This is a genomic window from Paraburkholderia flava (assembly GCF_004359985.1).
Lineage (GTDB): Bacteria > Pseudomonadota > Gammaproteobacteria > Burkholderiales > Burkholderiaceae > Paraburkholderia > Paraburkholderia flava.
On the sequence record NZ_SMRO01000002.1, the window covers coordinates 2,044,526 to 2,059,196 of the forward strand.

Below are 14,671 nucleotides of genomic sequence, written 5' to 3' on the forward strand. Positions count from 1 at the left end.
ATCGACAGAAAATCGGGCGGACGTTTGCGTCCGCAGTGCTTTACATGCATCAGATGGCCCAGCGCACTTCGGTCGGCCGCGCGATGCGCTCGTCGCGTCCATCGCGTTCATCGCGTACATGGAATGGCTGGGTGTCGTCGTTCGGCGCCGTCTTCAGCACGCGTTGCAGCACGTGCTCTTCCAGCTCGGCGAAACCGGTCGATGACCGGGCCCGCGGCCGCGCGAGCGGTACCGGCTGATCGAGCGCGATGCGCCCTTCTTCGATCAGCAGGATGCGGTCGCCGAGCGCGACGGCTTCGTGTACGTCGTGCGTGACGAGCAGCGCGGTGAACCGGTGCTCGTGCCACAGCCGTTCGATCAGCGCATGCATTTCGATCCGCGTCAGCGCATCGAGCGCGCCGAGCGGTTCGTCGAGCAGCAGCAGTTGCGGCCGATGCACCAGCGCACGCGCGAGCGCAACGCGCTGCCGCTGGCCGCCCGACAGCTGCGCGGGCCAGTCGTTCGCGCGCGCTTCGAGTCCGACTTCCGCGAGCACTGCGCGCGCATCGTCGCGTGCGCCTCGGCCGAGACCCAGCATCACGTTCTGCAGCACCGTCTTCCACGGCAGCAGCCGCGCGTCCTGAAACATGATCCGCGTGTCAAGCGGTGCGCCGTTCGCGCCGCGCTTGTCGAGCTTACCGGCCGTCGTTGCCTCGAGGCCCGCGACGAGACGCAGCAGCGTCGATTTCCCGCAGCCGCTGCGTCCGACGATCGCGACGAAACTGCCGCGCTCGATCGACAGGTCGAAGTCCTCGAGCACCGTGCGCTCGCCGTAGCGCTTGCCGACGCCGCTCAGTTCGACGGCGTAATCGTTCGATGCATCGGACCCACCCGACCGCCCCGCATCGCGTGCAAGCGGCGTCGCGCCCGCGACGCGACGCCCGTCGAACGCAGCCGCTTCATCCGCATCGCGATCGTGCGTGCGCGGCTGCACCAGTTCCGCTTCGAGATCGCTGCCCGCGATGCCGCTCCACGAAGCCGCCAGAGTCGTCGCGTTCATGTCTTCGCTCCTCGTTGATACGCGGGATGCCAGCGCAGCGTGACGCGTTCGAGCGCCTTCGCGAGCATGTCCGCGAGTTTGCCGAGCCCGGCGTACAGCAGGATGCCGACCACGACTACATCGGTTTGCAGGAATTCGCGCGCGTTCATCGTCATGTAGCCGATGCCCGATTGCGCGGAGATCGTTTCGGCGACGATCAGCGTGACCCACATCAAGCCGAACGCGAAACGCACGCCGACGAGAATCGACGGCAACGCACCCGGCAAAATCACATCGCGATACAGCGCGAGTCCCTTCACGCCGTAGCTGCGCGCCATCTCGATCAGGTTCGCATCCACCGACCGGATGCCATGGAACGTGTTCACGTAGATCGGAAAGAACACGCCGAGCGCGACGAGAAACACCTTCGCCTGCTCTTCGATGCCGAACCACAGGATCACGAGCGGGATCATCGCGAGCGACGGGATGTTGCGGATCATCTGCACGGTCGAATCGAGCGCGACCTCGGCGGGTTTGAAGAGCCCTGTCGCGAGACCAAGCACAAGCCCGATGCTGCCGCCGATCGCGAAGCCGGACACCGCGCGCCACGTGCTCACTTTCACGTCGGCCCACATTTCCCCGGACTGGATCAGCGACCACGCCGCTTTCACGACCGCTATCGGCTCGGGCAGTACGCGCGTCGACAGCACGCCGCTGCGCGCGGCGAATTCCCACGCGAGCAGGATCGCGAGTGGCGCGATCCATGGCGCCGCGTGCGCGGCAAGCCGGCGCGCCGCGCCGCCCTGTTTCAGATCGAATGTAGCCATGACGGGCTGCTCCTGTTCGCCAATACCGATGCTTAGCTCTGACTCGCCTTCGGCAGATAGTTGTTGCCGACGATCTCGCCGAACGGCCCCGACAGCGGACCGGTCGCACGTGCGCGCTGCCGGTTCGGCAGCAGCGGAAACACGAGTTCGGCGAAGCGGTAAGACTCTTCGAGATGCGGATAGCCGGACAGGATGAACGTATCGATGCCGAGGTCCGCGTACTCCTTCATCCGCTCAGCAACCTGCTGCGGATTGCCGACGAGCGCGGTCCCCGCGCCACCGCGCACGAGGCCGACGCCTGCCCACAGGTTCGGATAGATCTCGAGCTGTTCGCGTCCGCCGCGCTTGCCGCCGTGCAGCGCGGCCATGCGTCGCTGCCCTTCGGAATCCATCTTCGCGAACGATGCCTGTGCACGCGCGACCGTGTCGTCGTCGAGCCGGCTGATCAGGCGATCGGCGGCAGTCCATGCTTCGTCTTCGGTTTCGCGTACGATCACGTGCATGCGGATGCCGAACTTGATCTCGCGGCCGTGCGCCTTCGCGCGGGCGCGGATGTCCGAGATCTTTTTCGCGACCGCTTCGGGCGGCTCGCCCCACGTCAGATAGGTATCGATATGCTGACCGGCCATGTCGTGCGCAGCCGGCGACGAGCCGCCGAACCACAGCGGTGGATGCGGATGCTGCACCGGCGGATACAGCACCTTGCCGCCCTTCGACTGCAACTGCTCGCCGTCGAAGTCGATCCCTTCATTCGTATGCGACGCGGCAAGCAGCTGACGCCAGATGTGCAGGAAGTCGTCGGTGATCTTGTAGCGCGTATCGTGATCGGCGAAGAGGCCATCGCCTTCGAGTTCCGCCTGGTCGCCGCCCGTCACGACGTTGATCAGCAGCCGGCCGTTCGACAACCGGTCGAACGTCGACGCCATCCGCGCCGACAGTCCCGGCGATGCGATACCCGGCCGGATCGCAACGAGAAACTTCAGCCGCTTCGTGACCGGAATCAGGCTCGACGCGACGACCCACGCGTCCTCGCACGAACGGCCGGTCGGCAGCAAAACGCCCTCGTAGCCGAGCGTATCGGCGGCGACGGCGATCTGCTGGAAGTAGTCGAAACCTGCTGCGCGCGCGCCTTCGGTGGTCCCGAGATAACGGCTGTCGCCGTGAGTCGGAATGAACCAGAACACATTCATTTGCTGCTCCTGCCTGTTCGAGACTGATGGATCGGGTAGGTCGACGAGCCGTTCGTCATAGGGGGCGTGCGTGGTCTTGCTGCGTCACGATCGCGCACGGCGACACCGCGCGACACGACAACGTGTCGCACATCGAACGACGGATCGGGACGACGCGCTCAGGACCGACAGCGCGTCAGCAGAACGACAGCGCACGTGCGGCACGACAGCGCGCCCGGCACGGTGAGGACAGACACACGCTGAATCTGGCAGGACATCGCGACAGCTTCCCTCGACAAAATATGCACACTGCGATGCGCACCATGTGCACCCAGCGAACGGACGACGGCAATGCCGTCTACATGGGGAAACAGTCTATGGACGGGGCCTGGGCTTTTGAACGATTTTTTTGAGCTTAGGTTTTCCACTTTCGTGATTAGCCCGACGCTCGAGCATACGGTCCGTGCGATGCGCATCGCGCGGGTGTCCGTGCAACCCGTCTATATAATGGCGCACGCTTTCCGATAATCCGGTGTGGGCGGCATTGCGCCGCGTCCGTACCTCAGGCGATGCACTGCATGCAAAAGTTGATCTTGCCGTTCGTGTCCGGTTTTCTTGCTTCGCTGTTCTTTCGCGAAGCGACGCTCGCGTTGCTGCACGCCGCCGCCCTGATCGACGCGAGCGGATTTTCAACCGCGCCGTTCCTGCCGCTCGGCATGCCCGAGTTCATCGTGAATGCGATCTGGAGCGCGGTATGGGCGGTATTGATGGCGTGGCTGTTGCGCGTGTCGCCCGAACGCGCGGCGCCGTGGGTTCAGGCGTTCGTGTTCGGCGGCGTCGTGTTGACGGCGGCGAGCGTGTTCGTGGTCGATCCGCTGCGCGGGATCTGGCCGACCGGCAACATGCTGCCGCGTCTTGCGGTCGGGTTCGCGGCGAATGCGGTGTGGGGCTGGGGCGCGCTGGTGTTCATGCGCGCGTTCATGACCGACGATACCGAAGACTGAACACGCGACGCTTCGGCGTCGCCATGCTCTGCTGCCCTTCAGTCTTTTAGCCCTGCAGATCTCTCAACGGATGTTCCGTCACTGACCACGGGCTCTCGAACATCCCCGCTGCTTCCTCGGCCGGCACATCCTCGATACGTGCGAAGCGCCACGCCGGACGGTTGTCCTTATCGATGATGCGTGCCCGGATTCCTTCCATCACGTCGCCGCGCTCGAACGTCGAGCGCGTGAGATCGAGGTCGCGGCGCAGACAATCCGCCATCGACCCTTCCGACCGTGCGACGAGTTCGAGCGACACCGCCATCGACAGCGGCGACCGGTCGCGCAGCATGCCGACCGTCTGCTCGGCCCACTCCGCGCCTTCGCAGTCGCTCTCCGCGTCGAGCGACGCGACGATCTCGGTCATCGTCGACTTCGCAAAATGCCGGTCGATCAGCGCGCGCGCATCCGCGAGCGATGATGTGTCCGGCGTTGGCACGACCTTGTGCCGCACGGACTCCTCGACGATGCGTGTCACGACGTCCGTGCCGCGCTCGAACGGCTCGCGCTGCAGCGACTCGAGCAGCGCGGGCAGCGCCGCCTCGTCGATGAAGACATCGGCGAGACCCGCGTACAGCGCGTCGGCGGCACCGATCGTCGCGCCCGTCACCGCGAGATAGCGGCCGAGCGCACCCGGCGTGCGTGCGAGGAACCAGCCGACACCGACATCGGGAAAGAGTCCGATGCGCGTCTCGGGCATCGCCATCTTCGTCGACGCCGTCACCACCCGCAGACCGCCCGTGCGATGCGCGCCCTGCGAAATGCCCATGCCGCCACCCATCACGACGCCGTTCATCAATGCGATATACGGCTTCGGATAGGTGAAGATCGCGTGGTTGAGCCGGTATTCGTCGGTGAAAAACGTATCGAGCGCATCGCGGTCGCCGCGTCGGGCCGCGTCGTACAGAAAGCGGACGTCGCCGCCCGCGCAGAACGCGCGCTCGTGCGGGCTGCGCACGATGACGGCGAGCACGTCGGGATCTTCGCGCCAGCGTTCGAGCGCGTCGTGAATCGCGCGGATCATGCCGGTCGACAGCGCGTTCAGCGCCTTCGGGCGATTCAGTTCGATGAAGCCGATGCGGTTCGCGACGGTGGCGAGGACTTCGTCGCTGGCGAGGTCGGTGGCAACGGAGGACATGGCGGGAAAGAACGGGTGACCGGCGACCGGCGGAAGCTGAACGGTATCACGCCGGCGCGGCTTTCGGCTTCGCGGAGGCCCGCTTCGTCGCTACGCGTTTGGTGGTTTTTGCGGGGGTGGTGTCGTTCGTGGTGGGTTCTGCTGCCGCCTCGGGCTCCGTGGGCACGGCAGCCTGCGACGTGGCACCGAGCCACGCGTCGAGCGCGGTATCGACCACCGTATCGAGTTGCGTACGCAGAAACAGCGGGCAAGTCAGCCGCAACGCGACGATCCCGTGCAACGTCGCCCAGAACGCCTCGACCCATACCGCTGCATCCGTGGATGCCGGCAGGCCCCCCGCCGCTTTCATCTGCCCGACTGAATCGACCATCAACTGCATCGCGGCGTCGCCGCTCGCTTCTTCGGCCACGGTACGTACGAACGCGGCGTCGGTGTACGACGGATCTTCCATGAAGATCAGCCGGTAGGTTTCCGGATGCGCGACGCCGAACGCAACGTAGGCGCGGCCGATGGCCTTCAGACGCCCGGCCGGATCGGCAACGTCGGCGAGCGGCGCGACCTTTTCCTGTAACTGCGCGTAACCCTCGGCACATAACGCACGCGCGATTTCGTCGCGGCTCTCGAAGTGCAGATAGAGCGTCGCGGGCGAGTATTCGATCGCGTCGGCGATCTTGCGCATCGACAGCGCGGAGAAACCGTCACGCATCACGATGCGGCGCGCCGCATCGAGGATGCGTTCGCGCAGTGCCTGCTTCTCGCGGCTTTTTCGTTCAGTGATTCCCATGGCCTGCATTTTCCGGTTGACAAACTGAAAAGTCAAATTAAACTGAACACCGTTTACTGAACACTGTTCATAAATTTTCAGACAATCAATCGGACGCTCTGCGTCCCTGCTTTTCGATCAGGAGAATCACATGGAAACCATCGGCAAAACGGGTCTGTTCGGCGCCGCGGGCGCGGCTGGGCACAGCATCGCGGCGGCGCTCGGCGCGGCGGGTCGCGACTATCGGGTGATCGGCCGCTCGCGCGCACCGCTCGAGGCTGCGTATGGCCGCGATCCGCATGCGGAGATCGCGACCTGGAATCCGGACGACCACGAATCGATCGTCGCGGCGGCGGCGGGTTTGCACACTGCGGTGTATCTGGTCGGCGTGCCGTATAACCAGTTCGCGTCGCATCCGCCGTTGATGGAAAAAACGCTCGCGGGCCTCGTCGCGGCGGGCGTGCAACGGCTGATCCTGATCGGCACGGTCTATCCGTACGGTCGCGCGCAAAGCAACCCGGTCGCCGAGAATCACCCGCGCGAACCGCACACGTTCAAGGGGAAAATGCGGCTTGCACAGGAAAACCTCGTGCTCGACGCGCATCGTCGCGGCGATCTGGAGACGCTGGTGCTGCGGTTGCCGGATTTCTACGGCCCGGGTGTCGAGCGCAGCCTGCTGCACGGTGCGTTCGACGGCGCAGCACGCGGGACGCGCGCACAAATGGTCGGGCCGATCGACGTACCGCACGAATTCGTGTTCATGCCGGACGTCGGTCCGGTTGTCGAGAAGCTGACGCGCACGCCCGAAGCGTTCGGCCGCGTGCTGCATCTCGCGGGCGCCGGCCCGATCACGCAACGTGAGGTCGCGACGCGCGCGTATGCGCTTGCCGGCCGCAAACCGAAACTGATGGTCGCGGGCAAATCGATGCTGCGGATGCTGGGGTTGTTCGATCCGATCATGCGAGAACTGGTCGAGATGCACTACCTGCTTACCGATCCAGTGATGCTCGACGATTCCGCACTCCGCGTGCTGATCGGACCGATCGCGAAGACACCTTACGACGAAGGCATCCGGTTGTCGTTCGAAGCGGCGCAGCGGCAGCATGCGGCAGCGGCATGAGTGCGTGCCTGGCAGGCTCGCAACATGCGGCCTTCACGGCGAGAAGCCCGGCTGCAATTACCGCACTTATTCGCGCGCCACGCTGCCCGGTGGAAAGTGCCCGCTCTTCAACAGAACGGGCGTGCCATGGCTGATTTGCAGATGATCGCGTGCGACGGCCTCGATGCGAGGACGCCATGCATCGAACGCGTGAATCCATCCCTCGCGATCTTTCGACGCGACGCCGAAGTGGTCTTCAAGCGCTTCGACCGAGATCGCGCATGGCACACGCTCGCCGTCGACGAGCGCCGGAAACACGACGGTCAGATTGGAGCTGCGCCAGGCGGGTGCATCTGAGGGGAAACGAATTTCCATGATCGCCTCATCGGGAAATCGTGTGAAAGAACCGGCGACGGTGTGGCACTGCGAAACCGTTGCGGTCGGGTTCATCGTACTCGCCGTCGTCGAGCGAGGTCCAGTATCGGAACGGGCAATAATCGGGGCACGTCACGCGACCGCAAGCAACCGGTCGATGTAATCGCGCGCGGCCTGTTCCGCATGCAGCAGTGCATCGTCCTCGGTCGCGAAGCGGCGTTCATCGCCGAGTTCCAGCAGGGTTTCGATCCGGTGCGGATCGTCGGGACCACGCTGCGACACGCTGACCGCGCCCACATAAATGCCCTCGCCGATCGCCGGCTGGCTCGCCGCGCTCCGCGCCGGCACAAGCCGCGCCGACACGCTGATGTAATAACCGCGGTACGGACCGCTGACACGCTCTGCCATATCGTCCTCCGAATGCGCAGTCACACGCAGACTCGATCATTCCGATGCCCGCTGTGCGACGCCGTTTCTATAAGGCGCGTCGAAGCGCAATAAGTTCTGCGCGTCTGCAAGCGGCCCTCCGCGATCGGCACGCCGCATCGCACTTGTGCGCGCGATCGCGGTCGAACCCATGAAGCGCCCGGCCGCATCGCAACGGCCCGGCATCCGTATGAGTTACCCGAGATTGGGGATATGGGAAAATACTTCGTCAAAGACCTCGCCGTTCCCGAACCGCAAGCGGCGAACCAATGGTTCGCCTACGCCGGAAATCACGGCATCGATATTCCGAAAGCCATCAGCATCTGGGAAGACGCTGCAACCGAAACCGGCGACGAGAGTCGCCGCATCGTCGGCCGTGCGGGGATCCGCATCGAAACCAGCGTCGATTGACGCTCGCCGGCATCGCACCTCGAGAGGACACGCCATGAAGTACCTTACGCGGCGCTTGCGTCGGTCTGCTCCGTTGTCTGTCGCTTTATCTGGCTCTTTATCTGCCGCCACGCTACGTGTCGCTGCGCTCGTCGCCGTTTCGGCCGTCGCGCTCGCAGGCTGCGCGTCGTCGAACACGACGTCGTTGATCAATCTGCCGAACGGCGAAACCGGCTTCGCGGTGAACTGCAGCGGCGCGGACGCAGGATCGAGCTGGGCATCGTGCTACGTGCAGGCCGGTAAGGCATGCGGCGCCGGCGGCTACGACATCGTGTCGAAGGACGGCGACGAAGGCGGCGCCGCGGGCGGCGGCGTCACGAACGTCGTGTCGGCTAACGTGAAGAACCGGTCGATGGTGGTGCGGTGTAAATAGCGGCGCGAGTAGCGCACGTGCCGCGAGGTTCGCCGCGCGGCACGCATCGACCGACACGTCCCGCTACAACGAAGCGACGCACGCACACCATCAATGCGCCTGCATTTTCGAAAACAGGTTCAGCACGATAACGCCCGCGACGATCAACGCGAGCCCGATGATCGCTGGCAGATCCGGCACCTGCTTGTACAGCACGATCGCGACCAGCGTGATCAGCACGATGCCGACACCCGACCAGATCGCGTACACGATCCCGACCGGCAGACTGCGCAGCGTCAGCGAGAGGCAGTAGAACGAAATGCCATAGCCGATCAACACGACGACCGCGGGCACGAGTCTCGTGAATCCCTCCGACGCGCGCAGCGCGGAAGTCGCGATCACTTCGGCGACGATGGCGATCGCGAGCAATGCATAGGGCGGCAAACGCAGCATCGATCAGACCTTTGCAAGCGCGAGCTTGCTGTAGTCGAGACCCAGATGCGCGCACAGCGCTTCCACCACCAGCTCGTGATCGCCTCGTTGCGGCAGGCCCGATACGGTCACCGAACCGATCACGCCGACATGGCTCACGATCAGCGGAAACGCGCCGCCGTGCGCCGCGTAATCGGCGGGCGCGAGACTGTGTTTGTCCGCGAGCGTCGTGCCCGCCTGCTGCAGCCGCAAGCCGACCGCATACGAACTGCGGCGAAACTGCGCAACGGTATTGCCCTTGCGACGTGCCCAGTCGACGTTATCGGGCGTCGTGCCGTCGAGCGCACAGAAGAACAGCGGCTGACCGAACGTGCGGATGTCGATGACGAGCGAGAGATCGCGTGCCATCGCCATTTCGCGCAGCTGCACACCCACGTGCCATGCACGATCGGCATCGAAACGAGGGAACTCAAGGGCTTTTTCCTGCGCGGCGATCGCCTGCAGGTCGTGAACGATATCCATAGGCACCGGAAGACAGAGAGCGAGCGAGACGATCGAACGATGTGGCCTTCAATCGCACGTAAAGACGAAGCACAGCGATTCTAGCGCACGCTCTGTTCGTGCCCTGCTATAGCCCTTTATCCGATGCGTGTCCGCTTGCCAGTCGCATGCAATCGTGTGCTCGCGCAAACGCTCATGATTCGTCCGAACGTCGAAAGTGTTGCGTCGACTTACGATTTACCCTATAATCTTTTCTTCGACGGACGCGGGGTGGAGCAGTCTGGCAGCTCGTCGGGCTCATAACCCGAAGGTCGTAGGTTCAAATCCTACCCCCGCAACCAAAGCGCTTTTAGCAGACGTCGAACGCAATCAAGGCTTGCCATACCGGCAGGCCTTTTTTGTTTGTGCGCTCTTCATTCGCACACCATCACACACGCGAACAAAACAAAAACAGAAATTTCGCAAACGACCCATAGTTATCCTCAACGCGACCGCGCAAAAAACCGCCGCACGCGCACCGCCCGACCTCCCCCAGCAAAAGCCCCGCCCGCTTATCGTCGACCATCGGCCGGTGATACACTCGCCCTCACCCATCCGAGTCGTCTTCCTATGAAATTCTGTTCCGTCTGCGGTCACGCGGTCAGTCTGAGCATTCCGCCCGGCGACAACCGCGAGCGCTTCGTGTGCGCGCAATGCGGCACCGTGCATTATCAGAATCCGCGCAATGTGGTCGGCACCGTTCCGGTATGGGAAGACAAGGTGCTGCTGTGCCGTCGCGCGATCGAACCGCGTTACGGCTACTGGACGCTCCCCGCCGGCTTCATGGAAATGGGCGAGACGACGTCGGAAGGAAGCGCACGCGAAACGCTGGAAGAAGCCGGCGCGCGCGTCGAAGTGCAGAGCCTGTTCTCGCTGCTCAACGTGCCGCACGTGCATCAGGTGCATCTGTTCTATCTTGCGCGGCTGCTCGACCTCGACGTCGAAGCCGGCGAAGAAAGTCTCGAAGTGCGGCTCTTCGACGAAGCCGACATTCCGTGGGACGACATCGCGTTCCCGACCGTCGGCCAGACGCTGCGTTTCTTCTTCGCGGACCGTGCTGCCGGCACGTTCGGTCTGCACACCGGCGACATCTTCCGCTCACTGCGCGAAGGCTGAACGGCAAGCGCGCATGGTCCCCTGGCTCGGCCCCGACGATCCCTTTCCGTCCGTCGAACGCGCGCTCGGTGCGACGAGCGGCGCGCCCGGTCTGCTCGCCGCGAGCGCGGATCTGCTGCCGTCGCGGCTCATCGACGCATACCGGCGTGGCATCTTCCCGTGGTATTCGGACGGCCAGCCGGTGCTGTGGTGGAGCCCCGATCCGCGGATGGTGCTGCGGCCCAACGAATTCAAAATCTCGCCGTCACTCAGAAAAACGCTGCGCCGCGTGCTGCGCGACGACGCGTGGGAGATCCGCGTCGATCACGATTTCGCGTCGGTGATGCGCGCATGCGCGCAGACCCCGCGACGCGACCAGCGCGGCACGTGGATCACCTCCGACGTGATCGATGCGTATTCGTCGCTGCATCGTCGCGGCGACGCGCACAGCATCGAAACGTGGCGTGACGGCAAGCGGATCGGTGGTCTGTACGGCGTGTCGTTCGGGCGAATGTTCTTCGGCGAATCGATGTTCGCGGAGGCCACCGATGCATCGAAAATCGCGCTCTCCGCGCTCGTCGCACACTTGCGACGTCACGAGATAGAAATGATAGACTGCCAGCAGAACACGTCGCATCTGGCGTCGCTGGGCGGTCGCGAGATAGCGCGCAAGGCGTTCGTCGCACATGTTCGCGCGTCTGTCGATGCCGCGCCGATCCCCTGGCGTTTCGACAAGACCGTGCTGTCCGACGTCGTCGCGTCAGCGGCGTGATGGACGGATCCGCGCAGTACCCCAGGCATGCAGGTCGTCAGGCACGGCAACGGATTCGCGATGAGAGTAGGTAGCGGTTCAGCGGCGGGTCTGTCACCGGCCGCACACGAATTCGCCCTATACCTAGACGCACCGAGACGCTTCGAGAGCTGCCAACGTGACTCACCCCAATGAGCTGCCGCTTTCACCGCTTTCCGCGCTGCAATTCTATGCAACGGCGCCCTATCCCTGCAGTTATCTGGATGGACGTATCGCGCGCTCGCAGGTCGCCACGCCCAGCCATCTGATCAACTCCGACGTCTACACCGATCTCGTCAAGGCGGGCTTCCGGCGCTCCGGCGTCTTCACCTATCGGCCATACTGCGACGGCTGCCGCGCATGCGTGCCGGTGCGCGTGCCGGTCGATGCATTCGAGCCGAATCGCACACAGCGCCGCGTGTGGAAAAAACACGGCGCGCTCGTCGCGACGGTCTCGCCGCTGCACTACGACGAAGAGCACTACGCGCTCTACATGCGCTACCAGTCCGCGCGACATGCGGGCGGCGGCATGGATCGCGATAGTCGCGACCAGTACGAACAGTTCCTGCTGCAGAGCCGGATCAACTCGCGTCTCGTCGAATTCCGCGAGCCGGTCGACGAACACCCCGATCTGCCCGGCATCCTGCGGATGATCAGCATGATCGACATCCTCGGCGACGGGCTCTCGTCCGTGTATACGTTCTTCGAACCCGATGCACCGCATACCAGCTTCGGCACCTACAACATCCTCTGGCAGATCGAACAGGCACGCAGCCTGAAGCTGCCGTACGTGTATCTCGGCTACTGGATTCGCGAGAGTCCGAAGATGGCGTACAAGGCGAATTTCCACCCGCTCGAAGGGCTCACCGACAGCACGTGGAAAACGCTCGACACCGAGCATGCCGATCTGCCGCCCGTCGATGAAGTGCTGCAGGGAAGGCGCGGTCCGGTGCGCTTTTAGCGAGCGCTTTTTGCACGCTCCAGCACGCCAACCGTCCTCGATTCACGCGCGATCCACCCCACGCGCCGGTCCGGTCTGCCGATGCCGGTAAAATAGCGGGTTCTCATTTTCCGGCCGCCAGGCTCCGCCCCGTGTTCAGTTCCCTCTACCCGCTCGTACGCGCCCAACTCTTTCGCATGGATGCGGAAGACGCTCACCACTTGACGCTCAAGCTGCTCGGCGCCGCCGGCCGCACCGGTCTCGCCGGTACGCTGGCGCCGCGCGTGCCCGACGCGCCGCGCACCGTGATGGGCCTCACGTTCCGCAACCCGGTCGGTCTCGCTGCGGGTCTCGACAAGGACGGCGCGTGCATCGACGGGCTCGCGGCGCTCGGTTTCGGTTTCATCGAAGTCGGCACGGTGACGCCGCGCGCGCAGCCGGGCAATCCGCGGCCGCGGATGTTCCGTCTGCCGCAGGCGAATGCGCTGATCAACCGGATGGGCTTCAACAACGCAGGTGTCGACCAGTTTGTGCAGAACGTGCAGGCGGCCCGCTATCGCGGCGTGCTGGGGCTGAACATCGGCAAGAACGCCGACACGCCGATCGAGCGCGCCGCCGAAGATTATCTGTACTGCCTCGAACGCGTGTACCCGTTCGCGAGCTACGTGACGATCAACATCTCGTCGCCGAACACGAAGAACCTGCGACAACTGCAGGGCGCGGGCGAACTCGATGCGCTGCTCGCCGCATTGAAGGACAAGCAGCAACGGCTCGCGGATCTGCACGGCAAGCTCGTGCCGCTCGCGCTGAAGATCGCGCCCGATCTCGACGACGAACAGGTCAAGGAGATCGCCGGCACGCTGCTGCGGCACAAGATCGAAGGGGTGATCGCGACGAACACGACGCTCGCGCGCTCGGCGGTTACGGGTCTTCCTCATGCCGACGAAGCGGGCGGCCTGTCGGGCCGGCCGGTGTTCGATGCGTCGAACGAGGTGATCCGCAAGCTGCGCAGCGAAGTCGGCGACACGGTGCCGATCATCGGTGTGGGCGGGATTTTTTCCGGCGACGATGCGCGCGCGAAGCTGGCCGCGGGCGCGGCGCTGGTGCAGCTTTATACGGGCTTCATTTACCGTGGACCCACGCTCGTTCGCGAATGTGTGCAGGCGGTGGGCAGAGCGTAAACGCAGAAGCCGGTGCGACTTACGCAACCGGCTCTCACCTCATCACATCATCGCGACGCCAGCGGCACATTCACCGCCGCCGCATCGAGCGCCACCCCGAAGCGATCGAAACGCGGCTTGTAGAAGTGATCCGGATCGAGCGAGAACGCGACACGGCGCGTCCGGCCCATCAGCTCTTTGCGCGGAAAGAAACCGAAGTAACGTGAATCCGCGCTGTCGTCGCGGTTGTCGCCGAGCATCAGATACTCGCCCGGCGGCACCGTCACCGGGCCGAACGTCCGGCGCGGGCTCGGCGCGTATTCGGACAGACGCACCGCATGCGCGACGCCGCCGAAACGCTCGACGTAGTAATCGCCGGGCGAGTCCGTGTCGCCGGGGAGCGGGCCGACCGTCATCGGTTGATAACTCGCGCGCGCACCGTTCACATACAGCACGTTGTCGCGCAGCGCGACGCGGTCTCCTGGCAAACCGATCAGCCGCTTGACGATCAGATCGTGTGCCGTCGACGAATCGATCGTTACGATGTCGCCGCGATGCGGATCGTGCAGATGCGCGATCGCGATGTGCGTCAGCGGCACGCGCAGATCGTAGGCCATCTTGTCGACGAAAATGCGGTCGCCTTCGCGAATGGTCGGCAGCATCGAACCGCTCGGCACGACGTTCCAGTCGGCCACCGCGCTGCGAAACAACACCATCAGGACGAGAAAAGCGACGAGACTCCGGTACTCGCGCCACAGTCGGGCCAGCATGCGCATCGGGAACTGCTCCTGCAAGAAAACGGACGACACCAGCTGGAAAACGGGCCGCCCTGAAGATCGAAAGCCTGGCGACAGCTGGCGCTACGCACCGCTGCCCGCGCAAATCGTATCACTGCCGGGGAGCGGTTGCGGCGTTGGAGAACGCGACGCGCACGCTTCGCGCGTCCTAGCCGCGCACGTACGCCTCGCAGACCGCACGCCGCGCTCGCCGCATCGGCAGCAAATTCGGAGCACGCTGCACGCCATGCCGAGGTAGCGCAGACCCCACGCTACTC

At 64.4% G+C, this 14,671-nt stretch carries 18 protein-coding genes and 1 tRNA gene; 9 read left to right on the forward strand and 10 right to left on the reverse strand.

The annotated features are described in order from the left end of the window. Positions 1-49: 49 nt before the first annotated feature. From E1748_RS20620 to ssuD, 3 genes are read right to left on the reverse strand one after another with little or no spacing between them, the layout of a single operon-like run. On the reverse strand, positions 50-1,039 hold the full coding sequence (locus tag E1748_RS20620; protein ID WP_133649000.1) for an ATP-binding cassette domain-containing protein: 990 nt from the start codon (positions 1,037-1,039) through the stop codon (positions 50-52). Beyond that, on the reverse strand, positions 1,036-1,845 hold the full coding sequence (gene ssuC, locus E1748_RS20625; RefSeq protein WP_240766696.1) for an aliphatic sulfonate ABC transporter permease SsuC: 810 nt from the start codon (positions 1,843-1,845) through the stop codon (positions 1,036-1,038). Before ssuC ends, E1748_RS20620 begins: the two co-directional genes overlap by 4 nt. A gap of 32 nt (positions 1,846-1,877) precedes the next feature. After that, entirely contained in the window at positions 1,878-3,035 is a 1,158-nt protein-coding gene (gene ssuD, locus E1748_RS20630) for an FMNH2-dependent alkanesulfonate monooxygenase (RefSeq protein WP_133649001.1), read from the reverse strand. A gap of 557 nt (positions 3,036-3,592) precedes the next feature. Here ssuD and E1748_RS20635 point away from each other — a divergent pair. Further along, positions 3,593-4,018 (forward strand): hypothetical protein, encoded by a 426-nt coding sequence (locus E1748_RS20635; RefSeq protein WP_133649002.1) that lies wholly within the window; start codon positions 3,593-3,595, stop codon positions 4,016-4,018. Positions 4,019-4,064: 46 nt separating this feature from the next. Here the strand turns inward: E1748_RS20635 and E1748_RS20640 are convergent, their stop codons facing one another. Next, positions 4,065-5,195 (reverse strand): enoyl-CoA hydratase/isomerase family protein, encoded by a 1,131-nt coding sequence (locus E1748_RS20640; protein ID WP_133649003.1) that lies wholly within the window; start codon positions 5,193-5,195, stop codon positions 4,065-4,067. Positions 5,196-5,241: 46 nt separating this feature from the next. After that, positions 5,242-5,979 (reverse strand): TetR/AcrR family transcriptional regulator, encoded by a 738-nt coding sequence (locus tag E1748_RS20645; RefSeq protein ID WP_133649004.1) that lies wholly within the window; start codon positions 5,977-5,979, stop codon positions 5,242-5,244. A 130-nt stretch (positions 5,980-6,109) separates the two neighbouring features. On the opposite strand from E1748_RS20645, the gene E1748_RS20650 reads away from it, so the two are divergent. Continuing rightward, positions 6,110-7,078: an NAD-dependent epimerase/dehydratase family protein gene (locus E1748_RS20650; RefSeq protein WP_133649005.1), complete on the forward strand. Its 969-nt coding sequence runs from the start codon at positions 6,110-6,112 to the stop codon at positions 7,076-7,078. A 66-nt stretch (positions 7,079-7,144) separates the two neighbouring features. Here the strand turns inward: E1748_RS20650 and E1748_RS20655 are convergent, their stop codons facing one another. Together E1748_RS20655 and E1748_RS20660 are read right to left on the reverse strand one after the other, a co-directional pair. Next, complete coding sequence (locus E1748_RS20655; RefSeq protein ID WP_133649006.1) at positions 7,145-7,432, reverse strand: DUF1488 family protein; 288 nt, start codon at positions 7,430-7,432, stop codon at positions 7,145-7,147. Between the two features lie 132 nt (positions 7,433-7,564). Beyond that, positions 7,565-7,840 (reverse strand): hypothetical protein, encoded by a 276-nt coding sequence (locus E1748_RS20660; RefSeq protein WP_133649007.1) that lies wholly within the window; start codon positions 7,838-7,840, stop codon positions 7,565-7,567. 231 nt (positions 7,841-8,071) lie between these two features. Between E1748_RS20660 and E1748_RS20665 the strand changes: the two genes are divergently transcribed. Further along, positions 8,072-8,269, forward strand: a complete 198-nt coding sequence (locus E1748_RS20665) for a hypothetical protein (RefSeq protein ID WP_133649008.1) — start codon at positions 8,072-8,074, stop codon at positions 8,267-8,269. 34 nt (positions 8,270-8,303) lie between these two features. Then, entirely contained in the window at positions 8,304-8,681 is a 378-nt protein-coding gene (locus E1748_RS20670; protein ID WP_133649009.1) for a hypothetical protein, read from the forward strand. Positions 8,682-8,771: 90 nt separating this feature from the next. Here the strand turns inward: E1748_RS20670 and E1748_RS20675 are convergent, their stop codons facing one another. Both E1748_RS20675 and E1748_RS20680 read right to left on the reverse strand, forming a co-directional pair. After that, positions 8,772-9,113, reverse strand: coding sequence for a DMT family transporter (locus E1748_RS20675; RefSeq protein ID WP_205965265.1), 342 nt, complete (start codon positions 9,111-9,113; stop codon positions 8,772-8,774). Positions 9,114-9,116: 3 nt separating this feature from the next. Continuing rightward, positions 9,117-9,614 (reverse strand): heme-degrading domain-containing protein, encoded by a 498-nt coding sequence (locus E1748_RS20680; protein WP_133649010.1) that lies wholly within the window; start codon positions 9,612-9,614, stop codon positions 9,117-9,119. A gap of 243 nt (positions 9,615-9,857) precedes the next feature. On the opposite strand from E1748_RS20680, the gene E1748_RS20685 reads away from it, so the two are divergent. The 5 genes from E1748_RS20685 to E1748_RS20705 all read left to right on the forward strand — a co-directional run bounded on the left by E1748_RS20685 (position 9,858) and on the right by E1748_RS20705 (position 13,638). Then, a tRNA-Met gene (locus E1748_RS20685) sits at positions 9,858-9,934 on the forward strand. Between the two features lie 268 nt (positions 9,935-10,202). Continuing rightward, positions 10,203-10,748 (forward strand): NUDIX hydrolase, encoded by a 546-nt coding sequence (locus E1748_RS20690; protein ID WP_133649011.1) that lies wholly within the window; start codon positions 10,203-10,205, stop codon positions 10,746-10,748. Positions 10,749-10,761: 13 nt separating this feature from the next. Further along, positions 10,762-11,499, forward strand: coding sequence for a leucyl/phenylalanyl-tRNA--protein transferase (gene aat, locus E1748_RS20695; protein WP_133649012.1), 738 nt, complete (start codon positions 10,762-10,764; stop codon positions 11,497-11,499). A 157-nt stretch (positions 11,500-11,656) separates the two neighbouring features. Then, positions 11,657-12,478 (forward strand): arginyltransferase, encoded by an 822-nt coding sequence (locus E1748_RS20700; protein ID WP_133649013.1) that lies wholly within the window; start codon positions 11,657-11,659, stop codon positions 12,476-12,478. 131 nt (positions 12,479-12,609) lie between these two features. Next, the gene (locus tag E1748_RS20705; protein WP_133649014.1) at positions 12,610-13,638 is read left to right on the forward strand and encodes a quinone-dependent dihydroorotate dehydrogenase; all 1,029 of its coding nucleotides are present in this window, start codon (positions 12,610-12,612) and stop codon (positions 13,636-13,638) included. A 47-nt stretch (positions 13,639-13,685) separates the two neighbouring features. On the opposite strand, the gene lepB is transcribed toward E1748_RS20705, so the two are convergent. Next, positions 13,686-14,393 carry a signal peptidase I gene (gene lepB / locus E1748_RS20710; protein ID WP_133649015.1) on the reverse strand — a complete coding sequence of 236 codons (708 nt, stop codon included), beginning with the start codon at positions 14,391-14,393 and terminating at the stop codon, positions 13,686-13,688. Between the last annotated feature and the right edge of the window lie 278 nt (positions 14,394-14,671).